The organism is Arthrobacter monumenti (assembly GCF_054511255.1).
Map to the genome: position 1 here is coordinate 280397 of NZ_JBTNCY010000007.1, position 16343 is coordinate 296739.

General features: G+C 64.2%; 19 protein-coding genes and 1 pseudogene. 13 read left to right on the forward strand and 7 right to left on the reverse strand.

From position 1 onward, the window contains the following. Window positions 1–26: 26 nt before the first annotated feature. Both ACX80B_RS12695 and uvrA read right to left on the reverse strand, forming a co-directional pair. Entirely contained in the window at window positions 27–149 is a 123-nt protein-coding gene (locus ACX80B_RS12695; protein ID WP_459296647.1) for a hypothetical protein, read from the reverse strand. Further along, window positions 146–2596, reverse strand: a complete 2451-nt coding sequence (uvrA, locus tag ACX80B_RS12700) for an excinuclease ABC subunit UvrA (protein ID WP_459296753.1) — start codon at window positions 2594–2596, stop codon at window positions 146–148. The genes ACX80B_RS12695 and uvrA overlap by 4 nt, the downstream gene beginning before the upstream one ends. A gap of 44 nt (window positions 2597–2640) precedes the next feature. Here uvrA and ACX80B_RS12705 point away from each other — a divergent pair, with 44 nt between their 5' ends. The 5 genes from ACX80B_RS12705 to ACX80B_RS12725 all read left to right on the forward strand — a co-directional run bounded on the left by ACX80B_RS12705 (window position 2641) and on the right by ACX80B_RS12725 (window position 5265). Beyond that, complete coding sequence (locus ACX80B_RS12705; protein ID WP_459296649.1) at window positions 2641–2817, forward strand: hypothetical protein; 177 nt, start codon at window positions 2641–2643, stop codon at window positions 2815–2817. Between the two features lie 120 nt (window positions 2818–2937). After that, the gene (locus ACX80B_RS12710; RefSeq protein WP_459296651.1) at window positions 2938–3897 is read left to right on the forward strand and encodes an IS481 family transposase; all 960 of its coding nucleotides are present in this window, start codon (window positions 2938–2940) and stop codon (window positions 3895–3897) included. A gap of 40 nt (window positions 3898–3937) precedes the next feature. Then, entirely contained in the window at window positions 3938–4585 is a 648-nt protein-coding gene (locus ACX80B_RS12715; RefSeq protein ID WP_459296653.1) for an NAD(P)-binding oxidoreductase, read from the forward strand. Window positions 4586–4740: 155 nt separating this feature from the next. Then, a complete protein-coding gene (locus ACX80B_RS12720) occupies window positions 4741–4980 on the forward strand; it encodes a hypothetical protein (RefSeq protein ID WP_459296655.1) in 240 nt (79 codons plus the stop codon). A 57-nt stretch (window positions 4981–5037) separates the two neighbouring features. After that, window positions 5038–5265, forward strand: coding sequence for a hypothetical protein (locus ACX80B_RS12725; protein WP_459296657.1), 228 nt, complete (start codon window positions 5038–5040; stop codon window positions 5263–5265). Here the strand turns inward: ACX80B_RS12725 and ACX80B_RS12730 are convergent. The 4 genes and pseudogenes from ACX80B_RS12730 to nhaA form a co-directional block, all read right to left on the reverse strand. Then, entirely contained in the window at window positions 5260–5442 is a 183-nt protein-coding gene (locus ACX80B_RS12730; protein WP_459296659.1) for a hypothetical protein, read from the reverse strand. The two genes, ACX80B_RS12725 and ACX80B_RS12730, sit on opposite strands and share 6 nt — an antisense overlap. A gap of 591 nt (window positions 5443–6033) precedes the next feature. Then, window positions 6034–6645 carry an FMN reductase gene (locus tag ACX80B_RS12735; protein WP_459296661.1) on the reverse strand — a complete coding sequence of 204 codons (612 nt, stop codon included), beginning with the start codon at window positions 6643–6645 and terminating at the stop codon, window positions 6034–6036. Next, window positions 6638–7285: pseudogene (locus tag ACX80B_RS12740) on the reverse strand (LLM class flavin-dependent oxidoreductase); the annotation flags it as partial. The gene ACX80B_RS12735 and the pseudogene ACX80B_RS12740, both read right to left, overlap by 8 nt. Window positions 7286–7420: 135 nt before the next feature. Next, window positions 7421–9301, reverse strand: coding sequence for a Na+/H+ antiporter NhaA (gene nhaA, locus ACX80B_RS12745; protein WP_459296663.1), 1881 nt, complete (start codon window positions 9299–9301; stop codon window positions 7421–7423). Between the two features lie 130 nt (window positions 9302–9431). On the opposite strand from nhaA, the gene ACX80B_RS12750 reads away from it, so the two are divergent. Both ACX80B_RS12750 and lpdA read left to right on the forward strand, forming a co-directional pair. Beyond that, window positions 9432–10736: a glutaminase gene (locus ACX80B_RS12750; RefSeq protein WP_459296665.1), complete on the forward strand. Its 1305-nt coding sequence runs from the start codon at window positions 9432–9434 to the stop codon at window positions 10734–10736. Window positions 10737–10790: 54 nt separating this feature from the next. Further along, window positions 10791–12191, forward strand: a complete 1401-nt coding sequence (lpdA, locus tag ACX80B_RS12755; protein WP_459296667.1) for a dihydrolipoyl dehydrogenase — start codon at window positions 10791–10793, stop codon at window positions 12189–12191. A 225-nt stretch (window positions 12192–12416) separates the two neighbouring features. Here lpdA and ACX80B_RS12760 read toward each other — a convergent pair whose 3' ends face one another. Beyond that, complete coding sequence (locus tag ACX80B_RS12760; RefSeq protein ID WP_459296669.1) at window positions 12417–12656, reverse strand: hypothetical protein; 240 nt, start codon at window positions 12654–12656, stop codon at window positions 12417–12419. Window positions 12657–12815: 159 nt separating this feature from the next. Here ACX80B_RS12760 and ACX80B_RS12765 point away from each other — a divergent pair, with 159 nt between their 5' ends. The 6 genes from ACX80B_RS12765 (at window position 12816) to ACX80B_RS12790 (ending at window position 16270) form a co-directional block, all read left to right on the forward strand. After that, window positions 12816–13184: a GNAT family N-acetyltransferase gene (locus ACX80B_RS12765; protein ID WP_459296671.1), complete on the forward strand. Its 369-nt coding sequence runs from the start codon at window positions 12816–12818 to the stop codon at window positions 13182–13184. An 83-nt stretch (window positions 13185–13267) separates the two neighbouring features. Then, complete coding sequence (locus ACX80B_RS12770; protein ID WP_459296673.1) at window positions 13268–13630, forward strand: UBP-type zinc finger domain-containing protein; 363 nt, start codon at window positions 13268–13270, stop codon at window positions 13628–13630. A 181-nt stretch (window positions 13631–13811) separates the two neighbouring features. Beyond that, window positions 13812–14543 carry a flavodoxin family protein gene (locus ACX80B_RS12775; protein ID WP_459296755.1) on the forward strand — a complete coding sequence of 244 codons (732 nt, stop codon included), beginning with the start codon at window positions 13812–13814 and terminating at the stop codon, window positions 14541–14543. 26 nt (window positions 14544–14569) lie between these two features. Continuing rightward, entirely contained in the window at window positions 14570–15529 is a 960-nt protein-coding gene (locus ACX80B_RS12780; protein ID WP_459296675.1) for a DUF5996 family protein, read from the forward strand. Window positions 15530–15558: 29 nt separating this feature from the next. Further along, window positions 15559–16029: an RraA family protein gene (locus ACX80B_RS12785; RefSeq protein ID WP_459296757.1), complete on the forward strand. Its 471-nt coding sequence runs from the start codon at window positions 15559–15561 to the stop codon at window positions 16027–16029. After that, entirely contained in the window at window positions 15968–16270 is a 303-nt protein-coding gene (locus tag ACX80B_RS12790) for a hypothetical protein (protein ID WP_459296759.1), read from the forward strand. The genes ACX80B_RS12785 and ACX80B_RS12790 overlap by 62 nt, the downstream gene beginning before the upstream one ends. Window positions 16271–16343 lie beyond the last annotated feature (73 nt).

The following is a 16343-nucleotide window of genomic DNA, read 5'->3' on the forward strand; positions in this document are numbered from 1 at the left end:
GCCGCTCGGTTCCTGGCGTTCGTCGTTCAGAACAAGATGTTCCCGGAGTGAGGTGTCAGATCACGAGCGCGGCGATCAGTCCGGGAGGCGAGACGGGCGGCGTCGGACGCTGCGTAGAAGTCGCTGATGATGCTCGGGATCTGGCTCATGAGTCTGCTTGTGGTTGCTGCGCCAGGCGGCGCGCAAGGTACGGCGCGGTGGCACTGCCCTCGGTCGAGGCGACGTCGGTGGGGGTGCCGGTGGCGACCACCCTTCCACCCGCATCGCCGCCGCCGGGGCCGAGGTCGATGACCCAGTCGGCGGTGGCGATCGTGTCGAGGTCGTGCTCGACGAGGACGACGGTGTTGCCGGCCTCGACGAGCAGGTGCAGTTGTCGCAGCAGCAGGGCGATGTCGGCAGGGTGGAGGCCTGCCGTCGGTTCGTCGAGCAGGTACAGCGCGTGGCCGCGGCGTGCTCGCTGGAGCTCGGTGGCCAGCTTGATGCGTTGCGCCTCACCGCCGCTGAGCTCCGTCGCGGGCTGACCCAGCCGCAAGTAGCCCAGCCCCACCTCGCGCAGCGTCTCGAGGCTCCGGGAGGCCGCGGGGACGTCGGCGAGGAACGTGGCCGCGTCGTCGACCGTCATCGCCAGCACGTCGGCGATGGTCTTGCCCTGGTAGGTCACTTCCAGCGTCTCGGGGTTGTAGCGGGAGCCATGACAGGTCGGGCACGCCGCGTAGGTGCCCGGCAGGAACAACAGCTCGACAGCCACGAAGCCCTCGCCTTGACAGGTCTCGCACCGGCCCTCGGCGACGTTGAAGGAGAACCGACCGGCGCCATAGCCGCGGGCCTTCGCCTCGTCCGTCGCGGCGTACAGCTTGCGCACCGCGTCGAACATCCCCGTGTACGTCGCCAGATTGGACCGCGGCGTGCGCCCGATGGGGCGCTGGTCGACCAGGACGAGACGGTCGAACGACTCGAGCCCCGACGCGTCCTCCACGTCGACCTCGAGGTCGGCCTGGTCGGGGTCCTCGGGGGCCAGACCGAGGTGGCAGCGCACGAGCTCGGCGAGCACCTGCGTGACCAGCGTCGACTTGCCGGATCCGGAGACCCCGGTGACGGCCGTCAGCACGCAGAGCGGGATGTCGACCGAGACGTCGGTGAGGTTGTGGCGCGAGACGCCGCGCAGGTGCAGGTGGCCGTGCGGGGTCCGCGGGGTGTGGTCGAGGGGCTCGGTGCGCCCGAACAGGTACTGGCTCGTGGCGGACTCCTTGACGGCTTCCAGGCCGGCCACCGGGCCGCTGTAGAGCACCCGACCACCGCCTTCCCCGGCGCCCGGCCCGATGTCGACGACCCAGTCGGCGCGTCGTACGACGTCCATGTCGTGCTCGACCACGAAGAGCGAGTTGCCCGACGCCTTGAGTCGGGCCAGCACGTCGAGCAGCGGCTCGGCATCGGCCGGGTGCAGGCCGGCCGAGGGCTCGTCCAGCACGTACACGACGCCGAACAGGCCGGACCGCAGCTGGGTCGCGATGCGTAGGCGCTGGGCCTCGCCGGGCGACAGGGTCGTCGAGGAGCGGCCGAGACTGAGGTAGCCCAGGCCGAGGTCGAGCAGCACCTCGACCCGCGCGACCAGGTCGGCGCAGATCCGCACCGCTACCTCGTTGGACTCCTCGGGCAGCTCGGCGACGGGCCGCAGGAGGGCGACCACTTCGGCGAACGACATCGCGTTGACCTCGGCGATGGAGCGGCCGGCGACGGTGATCGCGAGCGCCTCCGGCCGCAGCCCGCTGCCGTGGCATTCCGGACAGGGCACGCTCCGCACGAACCGCAGCGCCCGTTCGCGCATCCGCTCGCTCGTGGAGTCGGCGAGCACGTGCATGACGTGCTTGCGGGCGCTCCAGAACTTGCCGTAGTAGCCGTGGTCGACGCGGTCACGTTGTGGCTTGATCAGCACGGACGGCTGCTCGTCGGTGTAGAGCAGCCAGTCCCGGTCCTTCTTCTTCAGCCTGCTCCACGGCTTCTCGATGTCGATGCCGAGACCGCTGACGATGCTGCGCAGGTTGGCGCCCTGCCAGGCACCGGGCCAGGCGGCGATCGCGCCGTCGCGGATGCTCAGCGACGGGTCCGGGACGAGGAGGTCCTCGGCCACGTCGTGCACGACGCCCAGCCCGTGGCATCGCAGGCAGGCGCCGGCGGCGGTGTTGGGCGAGAAGGCCTCGGCAGCCAGGTGAGCGGCACCCTCCGGGTAGGTCCCGGCGCGCGAGTAGAGCATCCGCAGGAGGTTCGACAGCGTTGTGATCGTGCCGACCGTCGACCGGGAGCTCGGCGCACCACGCCGCTGCTGGAGGGCCACGGCCGGCGGGAGTCCGGTGATCTCCTGCACGTGCGGCGCACCGACCTGTTGCAGTAGCCGACGGGCGTACGGCGCGACCGACTCGAAGTAGCGGCGCTGCGCCTCGGCATAGAGCGTGCCGAACGCGAGAGACGACTTGCCGGATCCGGAGACCCCGGTGAAGGCGACCATGGCGTCGCGCGGGATGTCGACGTCGACGTCGCGCAGGTTGTGCTCACTGGCGCCCCGCACGTGCACGAAGGTGTCGCTCGGGTCGTAGGTCACCACTCATCTTAACCCCCTGCGCCCTGGGGGGAGAATCCCTGGACATGACCTCCTACCGGTTCCTGGACGCCATGGGTGACGTGGTGGAGGAGGGCGACTTCGAGGACCACACCGCAGTGCTCGCCTGGGCGAGGGACGGCGACCACGACGAGGACGTGCAACGGGTCGAGTACCTCGGGGCGCAGCGCGACTGGCGCTGGGCGGGTCCACTGCTCGACTGACGTCCTAGGTGTATTAACCATGAAGGTTAGTGACGTCGGCGTGGGAGGCTGACATAAAGAAAACCTCCGGGTGAGGTGGAGCTTGTCAAAGAGTTCCAACGATTCACCCAGGAGGTTTCCGTGTCCCATCCTAACGCCATCCTCGGGCCGAAAGGGCGGCTGCTGCTGGCCCAGAGGGTCGTCGATTCCGGGTGGCCGCTGCGCCGGGCCGCCGAACGATTCCAGGTCTCCGTACCGACCGCTCAGCGGTGGGCGCACAGGTACCGTGAGCACGGCGAACACGGAATGGAAGACCACTCCTCCCGCCCCCACAGGAGCCCGCGGCAGCTTCCGGTCCGGCGTGAGCGGCGGATCATCGGGATCCGGGTCAACCGGAGGTGGGGACCGGCCCGCATTGCCTACAAGTTGGGCATGCATCCCTCGACGGTGCACCGCGTGCTCTCCCGGTACGGGCTGGCGAAACTATCCTGGCAGGACCGGGCCACCGGCAGGACCGTGCGCCGTTATGAGCATGAGAATCCCGGAGACATGGTCCACGTCGACATCAAGAAACTCGGCCGGATTCCCGATGGCGGCGGACACCGGGCTCTGGGACGGGCGGCAGGGAACCGCAACAAGACCGGCACCGCGTCGAACCGTAAACCGGGCTACGCGTACCTGCATCACGTCGTGGATGACCACTCCCGGCTGGTCTACTCCGAAGAGCTGCCGGATGAGAAGAAGGAGACCGCGGCCGGGTTCTGGAACCGGGCCAACTCGTTCTTCAACGACGCCGGCATCGACGTAAAGCGGGTGCTGACCGATAACGGCTCCTGCTACCGCTCCCACGCCTTCAAAGACGCCCTCGGCGAAGACATCAAGCACAAAAGGACCCGCCCCTACCGGCCGCAAACCAACGGCAAAGTCGAACGGTTCAACCGCACCCTGCTGGAGGAATGGGCCTACGCCCAGGAATTCACCAGCGAGGCCGAACGCTCAGCTTGCTATCAGGACTACATCGACCACTACAATCACCACAGAGGCCACACCGCGCTCGGAGGAAAATCACCATCCAGCCGCGTCACCAACCTTGCTGGTTAATACATCTAGGCCAACCCGGCCGAGAAGAAAGGACACGCACATGAGCAACATCATCGTTTTCGGGGGGCACGGCAGAGTGGCCCAGCGGATCATCCCGCTGCTCGTCGAAGACGGGAACACGGTCACGGCCGTCATCCGACGCGAAGAGCAGGCCGACGATATCCAGCAGCTCGGAGCCACCGCGCGCATCGCCGACGTCTCTATTCTGACGATCGACCAGCTGGCTGAACTGGTGACCGGGCACGATGCCATCGTGTGGGCCGCCGGCGCCGGCGGCGGCTCGATGGAGGCGACCTACAGCACTGACCGTGACGCGGCGATCTATTCGATGCAGGCTGCGATCGATGCCGGCGTCTTGCGTTATGTGATGGTCTCTTGGGCCGGAGCCAGCCTGCAGCACGGTGTTCCGCAGTCGGAAAGCTTCTTCGCGTATGCCCAGTCGAAGATGATCGCCGACGCGGTGCTGCGGGACTCCGGCCTGGACTGGACGATCGTCGCACCGACCACGCTATCCGACGAGGAAGCCACCGGAGTCGGCGTAGACACCGACGGCTCGCGGAGCACCTCCCGAGCCAGCGTCGCGGCGATGGTCACGGAATCTCTCAAGAACCCCGCAAGCATTCAGCACACGTACCGTTTCAGCGACGGGGAGGCCCCTGCCAAGGAGTTCATCACCACCGCCGGGTGACGACGGCCCCGCTGGAGAGGCAACTACCTGACTCGGCGTGCGCCTCGACTGCCTGTTTGGGGCCTCGGAGCGATGGGAGGCCCCATCCAGACGGCATCCCGAGACGGCATCGGTTGACCGTATAAACGCCCACAGAACGTGGAATGAGGTGCGTCGTGAACATATCGAAGTCGCCGAGCAACGAACGCCCGCTGCGGGACTACGCGACGATCGGGGACGGCCACACCGTGGCGCTGATCGGCCGCGGTGGCGACATCGACTGGCTGCCGCTGCCGACTCTCGGGGGCAAGCCCGTCTTCGCTGGCATCCTGGATCCCGACGACGGGGGAGAGCTCTCCCTCGCCCCGGGGGGCGAGGAGGCGCTTGAACCAAGGAACAACAAGCATCCTTGCTAAGGGGGTGTGGCGGTCATAACGTTGAGGATGACGACACGCTGAGGAGACTAAGAAGTTATGAATAATGATGCACTCGAGAGCCTGGCGAAGGACAAGAACTATAACCTGGTGTGGGTACTTGAAGCTTCGATGAAGAACACATGGAAGTTGGAGCCTTTCATCCAAGAAGCCGAACGCCAGGGTGATGATGAGCTGGCTGAATGGTTCCGCAAGATTCAGGACAATAATCGAAAGGCTGTCGAGCAGGGCAAGAGGATGCTCATGCAGCGACTGGGTTCTTCATAACCGTCCGCCAGGTTCAACGTCTGCAGCCCAGCCTCGGTCACCAATCCGGTGGGTGCACCCCGAGTCCAGCCACGTGTCCGGGCTTAGTTCCTGGGGCGCGACGGCTCCTTCGCGCTTGTCGTCGTCGTAGGCGAACACCTGCTTGCCACCGATGAAGACCTGCCGCGCCCGGTGCATTATTCGAGCGGATCGCCGCTCCGCAGCACCAAGTCGGCATCCTTGCCACCTTCAGCGAGCCGACGCGGTCGGCGACACCCATCACCTTGGGATTGATGGTGATCGCCTCGAGCGCCTTCTGCCGGTCCAGCCCTTCCTTCACCGTCAGCGTGGTCTGGTGGACCAGAAAGTGGATCGGGACCGACCGAGTGGTCGGTGATGATGGAAATTTCGATGCCGGCGGCGGCCAATTTGCCCGGATTGGTAGGGAACGTTGGCGCAGTTCAACTTTGGAGCGGGCGGTGAAGAGCGGCCCAATCAGCACCGGAATGCCCTTTTCGGCGATGACGTCGGCGAGGAGATGGGCTTCGGTGCCGTGGTCAAGGACGAGATCGTAGCCGAACTCGGCGGCGATCCGCGCAGGGCGGTGGCGATGTCGTCGGCACGGTGTGCGTGCTGGCGCATGGGAACTACCTTTCGTGGCCCTTTGCCGGACCGGTTACAACTGGCTGCTTATGCACTGCGCCGCGCCTGTGGACCCTTCAGGCGGATGATGCCGCTGGGACGTGCAGCTCAGTTGTCACCAGGTCTCCTTCCATTCCCTTGCGGGCTTCACCGCTGGCTGAGGAGGTCTTCCATTGTTTGGAGGTCCTCGTTGAACGCGTCACGGGGTTGGCGTCGCCCACACGAGGAGAGGAGGCGGGCGAAGTCGTCTCCTGCTTTGTCGATGCGGGCACCGAGTGTGTCGCGTCGTTCGGTGGCTCCGAAGTCGTCGGTGGAGGCGTACACACCCGTGGGCGAGACGATAGCGTGCAGGTAAGAGAACATGGGCCTCATCGCGTGTTCGAGGAAGAGTGAGTGGCGGTCAGTGCCACCGGTTGCCCCGATGAGCACGGGCATATCCGTCAACGTTTCTTCGGGCAGGACGTCGAAGAACGATTTGAACAGGCCGCTGTAGCTGGCATTAAACGCCGGGCTAACCGCGATCAAACCATCACTATTGTTGACCGTACTGAAAGTGGTCTCCAGATTCTCTGACGAGTACCCGGAGATCATGGCATCCGAAATTGATCGTCCCAGCGAGCGTAGTTCCACCATGTTGACTGTGGTCTCTAAACCTTGATCTCCCAAATGGTTCCTGACACTGGTGGCGAGCCGCTCCGCCAGGAGTTTGGTGGAGGACGGATCGCGCAGTCCACCGCTAATAATGGTGAGTTCAGTCATGGCTCTTCTCCTGTTCGCGGGCGGGGTTGGTGGTGCGCTGTTGCTCCATGAGCGCGGTGTGAGTAGGTCCGTCCGGTGCTTCGGGTGAACGGTTTTTGGCGAACTCTTCGCGCAGGACCGGGATGACGTGCTCGCCGAGCAGGTCGAGTTGTTCCAACACGGTTTTGAGCGGCAGACCGGCATGGTCGACGAGGAAGAGCTGGCGCTGATAATCGCCGACATAGTCGCGGAAGGACAGGGTCTTCTCAATGACCTGTTGCGGGGACCCGACCGTAAGGGGGGTTTGGGCGGTGAAGTCTTCCAGGGAGGGGCCGTGGCCATAGACGGGGGCATTGTCGAAGTATGGCCGGAACTCGGTAACGGCATCCTGGCTGTTGGGGCGGAGGAAAACCTGCCCGCCCAGACCGACGGTGGCTTGGGCGGCGGTGCCGTGGCCATGGAGCTCAAATCGTTGCCGGTACAGTTCAACCATTCGCTGGGTGTGCGAGGCGGGCCAGAAGATGTGGTTGGAGAATAAGCCGTCGCCGTAGTATGCGGCGAGTTCGACGACCTCGGGGGTGCGGATGGCGCCGTGCCAGACGAAGGGCGGCACCCCGTCCAGCGGGCGGGTAGCAACAGTCGCTTGGTAAAGGGGCGTGCGTAGTGGATGTGCTATGCCCTCGTTCTTCATGGACTTCGGGCAACATGGTTGGAGGGTTCTGGCCGATTCCGATGACCAGGCGGTGGCAGCCGGGGCCAAAGGATGAGGAGATGAACTGACGGGGCGCTGCGGCGCTTACGGGGTCGTGTCTGGTCGTCCATCCCGCGTGGCCTCAAGAGCGGTGATGAGGCTTTGGGCGTCGTGGGGGCCTACATGACGCTCGGTGCCGATGAAGAAGGTCGGGGTGCCACGTGCGCCGCTGGCCTCGGCGTCGGACACGTCGTCTCTGATGCGTGCAGCATGGCGCTGCCCGGTAACGTCGTGGAGGAATTTTTCGAGGTCGAGTCCCAGTCGACCTGCGTATCCGGCCAGGTCCTCCAGCTCGAGCTGGTCCTGGTGGACGAAGAGCAGATCGTGCATGTCCCAGAACCGCCCTTGCGCTCCGGCCGCCTCTGCTGCTGCCGCGGCGACCTCGGCATGTTGATGCACATCCGGCAGCGGTAGGTGACGGATAACGTACCGGAGATCCTCACCAAAGTGTTCCCGCACCTCCTTGGCCGAGCCTGTGGCACGAGCGCAGAAGGGGCACTCGAAGTCCGCGTATTCGACCAGGGTCAATGGTGCTGTGGCAGGGCCCCGGATGTGATCACGTCCGGGGTCCACAGGGCGGGCAAGGGTCGTGGGCAGGCTAGCCGATGTTTCCCCGTGGAAGATGGCGGCCAGCCGAAATGTCAGCCAGCCCAGCATGGATGCGAGGACGAGGGCGATCAACACGCCCACGGTTGCCTCATCCTGCAACTGCTCGGAGTCGAAGGCGAGACCGATGATGAGCAGCGAGACCGTGAAGCCGATACCGGATAAGGCGGCACCACCGATCACTTGGCCCGGACCCACACCTTGCGGCAGCCGGCCCAACCCGAGCTTCGCCGCGGTCAAGGCGAAACTTCCGATACCCAGGAACTTGCCCGCCACCAACCCGGTGACGACGGCCCAGGTTACCGGTGAGGCCAGGGCCTCGGCGAGCAGCCCGCCGCGCAGATCGACCCCGGCGTTCGCCAGCGCGAAGACCGGCACAATGACGTAACTGACCCACGGGCGCAGCAGGACCTGCATCCGTTCATTGACCGGCACCGCCCGGGCCAGGGCATCTCTGGCTGTCCGTCCCACTTCGGCCATCGGTGATTGGCGGAAGGCCCGGAACCGGGTCGCCGCCCCTTCGACGGCCTCCCTCTTGGGCGTGAACGCCGGGATGAGCAGTCCCGCTATCATTCCGGCGATCGAGGCGTGCAACCCGGAGGCGAGCGTCGCCACCCACACGACGATCACGGTCACCGCGTACGGGCCGGTGCGCCAGACACCAATCCGTCCCAGGACGACCAGTACCGCCAGGGCTGCCGCGGCGGCGAGCAATCCGCCACCGTCGAGGGAATCGGAGTACACGAGGCCGATCACCGACACGGCCACGATGTCGTCAACGACCGTCAGCGTCAACAGGAAGACCCGCAGCTGTGTCGAGGTCGCAGGACCCACCAGCGCCAGGGTGCCCAGTAGAAAAGCGGTGTCGGTGCCGATCACGATGCCCCAACCGAGGGCGGCTTCACCCGTGGGGGCGAGCCACAAGTACAGAAGTGCGGGCACCACCAGCCCGCCGATGGCAGCCAGAAGCGGCAGCCTCACCCGGCGGCGGTCGGTGAGTTCACCCACCGACAGGTCGCGGCGGACCTCCAAGCCGATAATGAAAAAGAACACGGCCATGAGGCCGTCGTTGACCCAGTGCCCCAGATCCATCCCCAGGTCAATGGTGCCGATTTGCAGCGAGATGCCGGTGGACCAGAGACCCTCGTACACACCGGACCATGGCGAGTTGGCCCACAGTAAAGCCAGCACGGTCGCGGTGATCATCAGTGCCGCACTGGCGGACTCTGTATCCAGGTACTGGCGCAGTGGCGCCGACAGCTGTCCTGAGAGCTGCCGGCGGCGGGTCTGCATGGTGGACTTCGTGCGCTGTGTGGTCACCCCATCAGGGTAAACCACCGCCAACGGGGCCGACACCGGATTCAATTGCTGTGTCCGCCCCGCATGGTCGTTGCCGTATCGTGAATCCATGCCCTGTTGCTTGTGACGCCGACCGAAGGAGCGTGATGGCGTGCAGTCGCCTATTCCTGATTACCTGACCGAAGTCCTGGGAGAGTGCGCCGCTGACACCTCCGGGGCACCGGCGGATTACATCCCCGAGCTGGCCGCCGCAAAACCCGATCTATTCGGTATCGCGTTATCCACGGTCGACGGTACTGTCTACCGCACCGGAGACACCGACGTAGAGTTCACCATTCAATCGATCTCCAAACCCTTCATCTACGCCCTGGCCATCGCTGACCAGGGGTTGGACGCCGTCCTTGAGAAGGTCGGAGTTGAGCCGTCCGGTGATGCGTTCAACGAACTGTCCCTCGAGGCCGGCTCCGGCCGGCCGCTGAATCCGATGATCAACGCCGGAGCCATCACCGCCCATACCCTCGTCGGAGACAGCACTGGCAAGGACCGCAACGAGCGCATCGTCGCCATACTCTCAGCCTTCGCGGGCCGCACATTAGCCGTCGACGAATCCGTCTTCCGGTCGGAAATGGACAGCGCACACCGCAATTTGGCCATCGCCCACATGCTGGCCAGCAACGGTATCGTCGAGCAGGATCCAACGGACGTGGTCCGTGGCTACATCCGGCAGTGCTCGGTCAAGGTCACCGCCGCAGACATCGCTGTCATGGCAGCCACACTGGCCAATGGAGGAGTCCAGCCCATTACCGGTGAACGGATCATCGCCCCCGATGTGGTGCGTCAAGTACTCAGTGTCATGACAACCTGCGGAATGTACGACGCAGCCGGTGACTGGGTCACCACCGTTGGTATCCCGGCCAAGAGCGGCGTCGCCGGCGGCATCATCGGCGCCCTGCCCGGACAGGTCGGTCTTGCAGCTTTCTCGCCCGGGTTGGACCAACACGGCAACAGCGTCCGCGGAGTCAAAGCCTGTGAGCGGCTCTCGGCCGACATGGGCCTGCACCTGATGGAAGTGGCACCACCGGCCCGCGCCGTGATCCGGGACGCCGCAAAGATCCAATCCGTCAACGATACGCACATCAATGTGTACAGGTTGCAGGGGACGATTCAGTTCGCGGGAGCCGAGCGGATCATCCGTGCCCTGACCGATCATTCCCCCGATGAGGAGAATGTGGCCTTTGACCTCACCCGTGTGCACATGGTCAACGACGTTGCCCGGCGCATGCTGCTCGAAGCCGTGCGGCGGCTCACCCTCGACGGGCACCGCGTCACGCTCATCGACCCCGAATCCGTGCTGGAAGACCCTGATGCCGGAGACGGGATCCGCCCTCAGATCGCGACGTCGATCAACGAGTTGTTCCAGGACGGGGCGGTGAACGATCCGGTCCAGGGTCGCTAAGCTGATAGCCCCGGAACCGGCGGGACCGTAGCTGTGTGAGGAGAGTTGGTTGCCATGAGTGAGCACTTCGATGTTGTTGTTCTCGGGTCCGGACCCGGCGGTTATGTGGCGGCGATCCGTGCGGCACAGCAGGGGCTGTCCGTGGCCGTGGTTGAACGCAAGTATTGGGGCGGAGTGTGCCTCAATGTCGGCTGCATCCCATCGAAGGCGCTGTTGCGCAATGCGGAACTGGCACACATTTTCACCACTCAGGCCGAACAGTTCGGCATCACCGGCGATGTGAGCTTCGACTTCGGTGCCGCTTTCGACCGCAGCCGCCAAGTGGCCGACGGCCGGGTGAAAGGCGTGCACTTCCTTATGAAGAAAAACAAGATCACTGAAATCAATGGCACCGGCGTGTTCCGGGACGAGCGCAGCATTGACGTGTCACTGAACGACGGTGAAACCCGGACGGTCACTTTCGATAACGCCATCATTGCCACCGGTGCCAGCGCCCGGATGCTGCCCGGGGTGGAACTGAGTGAGAACGTCCTCACCTACGAGGAGCAGATCCTGGACCGCAGCCTGCCCGGTTCAATCGTCATCGCCGGCGCCGGGGTGATCGGTATCGAGTTCGCCTACGTCCTGCACAACTACGGTGTTCAGGTGACGATGATCGAATTCCTCGACCGGCCGCTGCCCACCGAAGACGCGGATGTGTCCAAAGAGATCGCTAAACAGTACAGAAAACTGGGCATCAACATCCTCACCTCCACCAGAGTCGAAAAAGTCACCGACAACGGCTCATCCATCTCGGTCGACTACTCCGAAGCCAACGGCACCACCGGCAGCATTGAAGCCGACCGGGCCCTTGTCTCCATCGGCTTCGCACCAAATGTGACAGGCTTCGGGCTGGAAAACACCGGTGTTGAACTGACCGATGACGGTGCCATCGCCATTGACGATTACATGCGGACCAACATTTCCCACATCTACGCGATCGGGGACGTGACAGCCAAACTCCAGCTCGCCCACGTCGCCGAGGCACAAGGCGTCGTGGCTGCCGAAACCATCGGAGGAGCCGAAACCATGGCCCTGGGCGACTACCGGATGATGCCACGGGCCACGTTCTGCCAGCCACAGATCGCCAGCTTCGGCCTGACCGAGCAACAGGCCACAGACGAGGGCCACAAGATCAAGGTGAGCACCTTCCCCATGTCGGCCAACGGCAAAGCCCACGGGCTCGGCGAACCGTCCGGATTCGTCAAACTCATCGCCGACGAACAATACGGTGAACTTCTCGGCGGCCACCTCATCGGTGCCGACGTCTCGGAGCTGCTACCCGAACTCACCCTGGCCCAAAAGTGGGACCTGACAGCCACCGAACTGGCCCGCAACGTGCACACCCACCCCACCCTGAGCGAGTCACTGCAGGAAGGTTTCCACGGCCTCACCGGCCACATGATCAATCTCTGAGCATCAACAAAAACCGCTGATAACCACTGTCAAGACCAAAACAGAACATGCCCCCGGATGCTCACAAGCCGGTGTTAAGTCGCGGTTGACTATGAGGTAACCGATTCCGATGGCGGCGCCTGCGGTGACTGCGTGGGGGAGATCCCGCATTGCATCGCTATCGTTTCGTTGCTTCTGCGCGACGGAGCTCAACAGCGTGGTGCTGGTCGCTATCGGGTTGTCGTCTTACTCAACGCGGCTGGTGGTGGCGTCGAGGGGTTCGCCGAGGTATTCGGCCCAGTCGCGTTTCATGCACGGGTATTGCGAACGCGGCCTCGGTATCGTCCACGGTCCACGGTCCACGGCCGCAGTAATAAACGCTCCGAGGGCAATGTGTTGGCCATCGATGGACTCCTCGTCGAGAGTACACAGCCGGGAGAGGTCAATCCATGGGCTGGTGTCGTTCTTCCTCCAGACTAAGTGCACGTGCACCATTCCTCTACCCCTGGGATGCGTTCCATCACAGGCAACTTTGGTTTACGCCCGCGCTGACCGTGATCTGCGGTGGCCCGCGGTCAAACATATCTCTCCGGCGGCTACCGCAGGGGGTGTACGGCGGGAATGTCCTGGGGCATAGTGGAAGCCATGACAGAGCAGCCAGATCCCAAGGCAACGTCCGCACCAGACCAGCCCGAATCAACGGTGAGGAACGAGCCATCCCGTAACCGGTACGAAATCACCGTCGACGATGAGAGAGCCGGATTTGTCGCCTACGTTGAGTCCGGCGGGCAGCGGATCTTTTATCACACCGAAGTCGGCGAACAGTTCTCCGGCCGTGGCCTGGCCGGGACCCTCGTCTCAGCCGCATTGGCCGACACCCGCAACGACGGCAAGCGCATCGTCGCCGTGTGCCCCTATGTAGCCAAGTACCTGAAGACACATCACGATTTCGACGACGTCCTGGATCCGGTCACGCCGGCGGCGTTGACCGCAGCCGACAAAGCAACCAACTAGCCTTCCATAGCACTGGATCGACCGATAATTACCCATCGCCGGGAAAGGCAAGTGCGGATGGAACTGCGCACCCTAAGGAGCTCATGATGAATCCAGCAGAAACCGGTGTTGATCCTGCGGCGGAGCCCAGCGGTCCCGGCTGTGTCGAGTGTATTGACGGCGACGGGCCCGGCTGGTGGATGCACCTGCGACGTTGTGCCCAATGCGGCCATATCGGTTGCTGTGACAGTTCCCCGTCCCGGCACGGCACCCAGCATGCCCAGGCATCAGGGCACCCGGTGATCACCAGCTATGAGCCCGGCGAAGACTGGTTCTGGAACGCCCAGACACAACAATTCTACGACGGGCCCGAGCTTGCCGCACCGCAATCCCATCCAGCATCCCAGCCGGCACCCGGGCCGCAAGGCCGCGTACCCACGGACTGGAAACAACACCTGCACCGGTAAACCCAAATCGAATGGCGCAGTGGTGCACCAACCACAGCAGCGCGCCAGTTCTGAGCACCACCCAACGGTTGCGCAACCACCGCGGCGGGAGCAGGGTGGAAGACTACATGATCAGCATCCCAGAAAGGCTGATGCGGTGCACAGTACAGAGCAACGTGGCGACGGCGATGAAGCTGGCAGCGTGACGCCTCCGCACTTCGCGGGTCTGCGCGCCGTGTTCGCGGGTCTGCGCGCCGTGTTCGTGAATGCGAGCCTGAAACCGTCTCCTGAGCCGAGCAACACTGACGGACTGGTCCGTTACAGCGCACAGATCATGACCGGCCACGGCGTCGAGGTCGAAACGATCCGGGCCGTCGATCACGACATCGCCACCGGGGTGTGGCCGGATATGAAAGAGCGGGGATGGACAGTTGATGAGTGGCCGGACCTGTTCGATCGGATCATGCAGGCCGACATTCTGGTGCTGGCCGGCCCCATCTGGCTGGGCGATAACAGCTCGGTGATGAAACGGGTCATCGAACGGCTCTACGGGTGCTCGGCGCTGCTGAACCAGGCTGGCCAGTATGCATACTACGGCCGGGTTGGCGGTTGTCTGATCACCGGCAATGAGGATGGCGTCAAGCACTGTGCCATGAACGTGCTCTACAGCCTGCAACACCTCGGATACACCATCCCTCCCCAAGCCGACGCCGGATGGATCGGCGAGGCCGGGCCAGGCCCCTCCTATCTTGACCCCGGCTCGGGTAACCCGGAGAACGACTTCACCAACCGCAACACCACGTTCATGACGTACAACCTGATGCACCTGGCACACATGCTCAAAAGCGCCGGCGGCATCCCTGCGTACGGGAATCAGCGCTCCGAGTGGGACGCCGGCTGCCGTCCCGACTTCAACAACCCCGAACACCGGTAACAAGTCACCGCAGAAGGAGAGAGCCCGTGACCGCACAGCCACCCCAAACCACCGGCGAATGGCCGGCCCTGCGCGTCGATGACTGGACCGATACGCGGGACACCCTGCACATGTGGGCCCAGATCGTCGGGAAAATCCGCCTGACGCAAGCCCCGCTGCTCAACCACTGGTGGCACGTCCCCCTCTACGTCACCGCCCGCGGCCTGACCACCTCGGCCATCCCGTACCAAAATCGGAACTTCGACATCGAGTTCGACTTCCAGGACCACCGGCTGAGCATCCGCAGCAGCGACGGTGCCGCCCGTGACTTCGCGTTGGAACCCATGACTGTGGCCGATTTTTACGCCCGGATCATGGCTGCACTCGACGGATTGGGAATCCAGGTACAGATTCAGCAGGCACGTCCCAACGAGGTCGATCCGGCGATCCCGTTCGCCCAGGACACGGTGCACTCCTCCTACGACGCCGAAGCCGCGAAACTGTTCGGTCAACAGCTGGTCCAGGCGGACCGGGTGATCGGGCAATTCAGATCACATTTCATGGGCAAAGTCAGTCCAGTGCATTTCTTCTGGGGTGGCATGGACCTGGCCTGTACCCGGTTCTCCGGCCGCCGGGCACCGACCCACCCCGGCGGCGCACCGAACTGTGCTGACTGGGTGATGGAGGAAGGCTACTCCCGTGAGCTCAGCAGCTGCGGCTTCTGGCCCGGTGGTGGCACCGAAGGCGCTTTTTACGCCTACGCGTATCCCGAGCCGGAGGGCTTCGCCGATTTCCCGGTCCGCCCGGCCGAGGCGTTCTACAGTGCCGAGAACGGGCAGTTCCTGCTCCCCTACGAAGCGGTCCGCACAGCACCTGACCCCGATCAGGCGCTGCTGGGGTTCCTGCAGAGCACCTATGAAGCTGCCGCCATCAATGGCCACTGGGACAGAGCCGCACTGGAGGTCCACCCCAGCCGATGGGAGCAACGGAACGGACGCAGCCGGTGAGCGGAGGAAATGCCACCCAGCCGGCCGAGATGCCCGGGCAGCTCAGTTGCGCCTCACTGGTTGACGCCATGGGCCGTATACACACCCACCGCGCACACATCCTGCCCCTGGCCAGCCCCGACCCGGTCCGGCGTCTCTTTGGACCGGCCGCGACCATCGCCTACCTGCCCTACCGGGATGATCTCCCACAGACACTGACCGGCTTCGGTGCGTTGTTCCATCAAGCGGTCGGAGAGGAACCCGGTGGACGTGTGCTGGTCTTGTCCAGCGGCGGATACCCCGAAGCCTCCCACGGCAGCGGCACGAAGCTGTCCAGAGTGGCGAATCTGGACTTGGCGGGCGTGCTGGCGGACGGGCGGTACGCGATTTCGCGGAGCTGCGCGGATATCCGTTCTCCACCTGGTGCCGGGGCGAAGCGATCCGTGGGGAGGCGAGACCGTGATGCCTTTCGCAGCCAACATCGCCGTCGAGGTCGCCGGGGTATGCGTTATTCCGGGTGACTATATCTACGCAGATGCCAGCGGAGCGGTGGTCATCCCCGCAGCCAGCCTGCAGCGGTTCAGTTGCCGGCTTTTCCTGAGCAACGAGGTCACCTCCGTCCCTGGCGCAGAGCGGTCCCCTCGCACTGTAACGGGACTCAATGGCCCGCTCAGAAGCGCGCTGATTGCCCGTGCAGACGAGTTGTTCACCGGTGCTCCGACAGTTGAACCTGTGGACGTACTGGCCGACAAACTCCCATAATGTAACCAGCCGGTCTTCGCCCGGCCCCCTTCGGTAACACGTTGGGGGCCGGGTGCGCGGGGGAACCACAAGG

Excerpts from the sequence above, each read along its gene's own strand:
- ACX80B_RS12695 (WP_459296647.1), bottom strand. The coding sequence starts at position 149 with ATGAGCCAGATCCCGAGCATCATCAGCGACTTCTACGCAGCGTCCGAC.
- ACX80B_RS12705 (WP_459296649.1), top strand. The coding sequence starts at position 2,641 with ATGACCTCCTACCGGTTCCTGGACGCCATGGGTGACGTGGTGGAGGAG.
- ACX80B_RS12715 (WP_459296653.1), top strand. The coding sequence starts at position 3,938 with ATGAGCAACATCATCGTTTTCGGGGGGCACGGCAGAGTGGCCCAGCGG.
- ACX80B_RS12725 (WP_459296657.1), top strand. The coding sequence starts at position 5,038 with ATGAATAATGATGCACTCGAGAGCCTGGCGAAGGACAAGAACTATAAC.
- ACX80B_RS12730 (WP_459296659.1), bottom strand. The coding sequence starts at position 5,442 with ATGCACCGGGCGCGGCAGGTCTTCATCGGTGGCAAGCAGGTGTTCGCC.
- ACX80B_RS12735 (WP_459296661.1), bottom strand. The coding sequence starts at position 6,645 with ATGACTGAACTCACCATTATTAGCGGTGGACTGCGCGATCCGTCCTCC.
- lpdA (WP_459296667.1), top strand. The coding sequence starts at position 10,791 with ATGAGTGAGCACTTCGATGTTGTTGTTCTCGGGTCCGGACCCGGCGGT.
- ACX80B_RS12765 (WP_459296671.1), top strand. The coding sequence starts at position 12,816 with ATGACAGAGCAGCCAGATCCCAAGGCAACGTCCGCACCAGACCAGCCC.
- ACX80B_RS12770 (WP_459296673.1), top strand. The coding sequence starts at position 13,268 with ATGATGAATCCAGCAGAAACCGGTGTTGATCCTGCGGCGGAGCCCAGC.
- ACX80B_RS12785 (WP_459296757.1), top strand. The coding sequence starts at position 15,559 with ATGCCCGGGCAGCTCAGTTGCGCCTCACTGGTTGACGCCATGGGCCGT.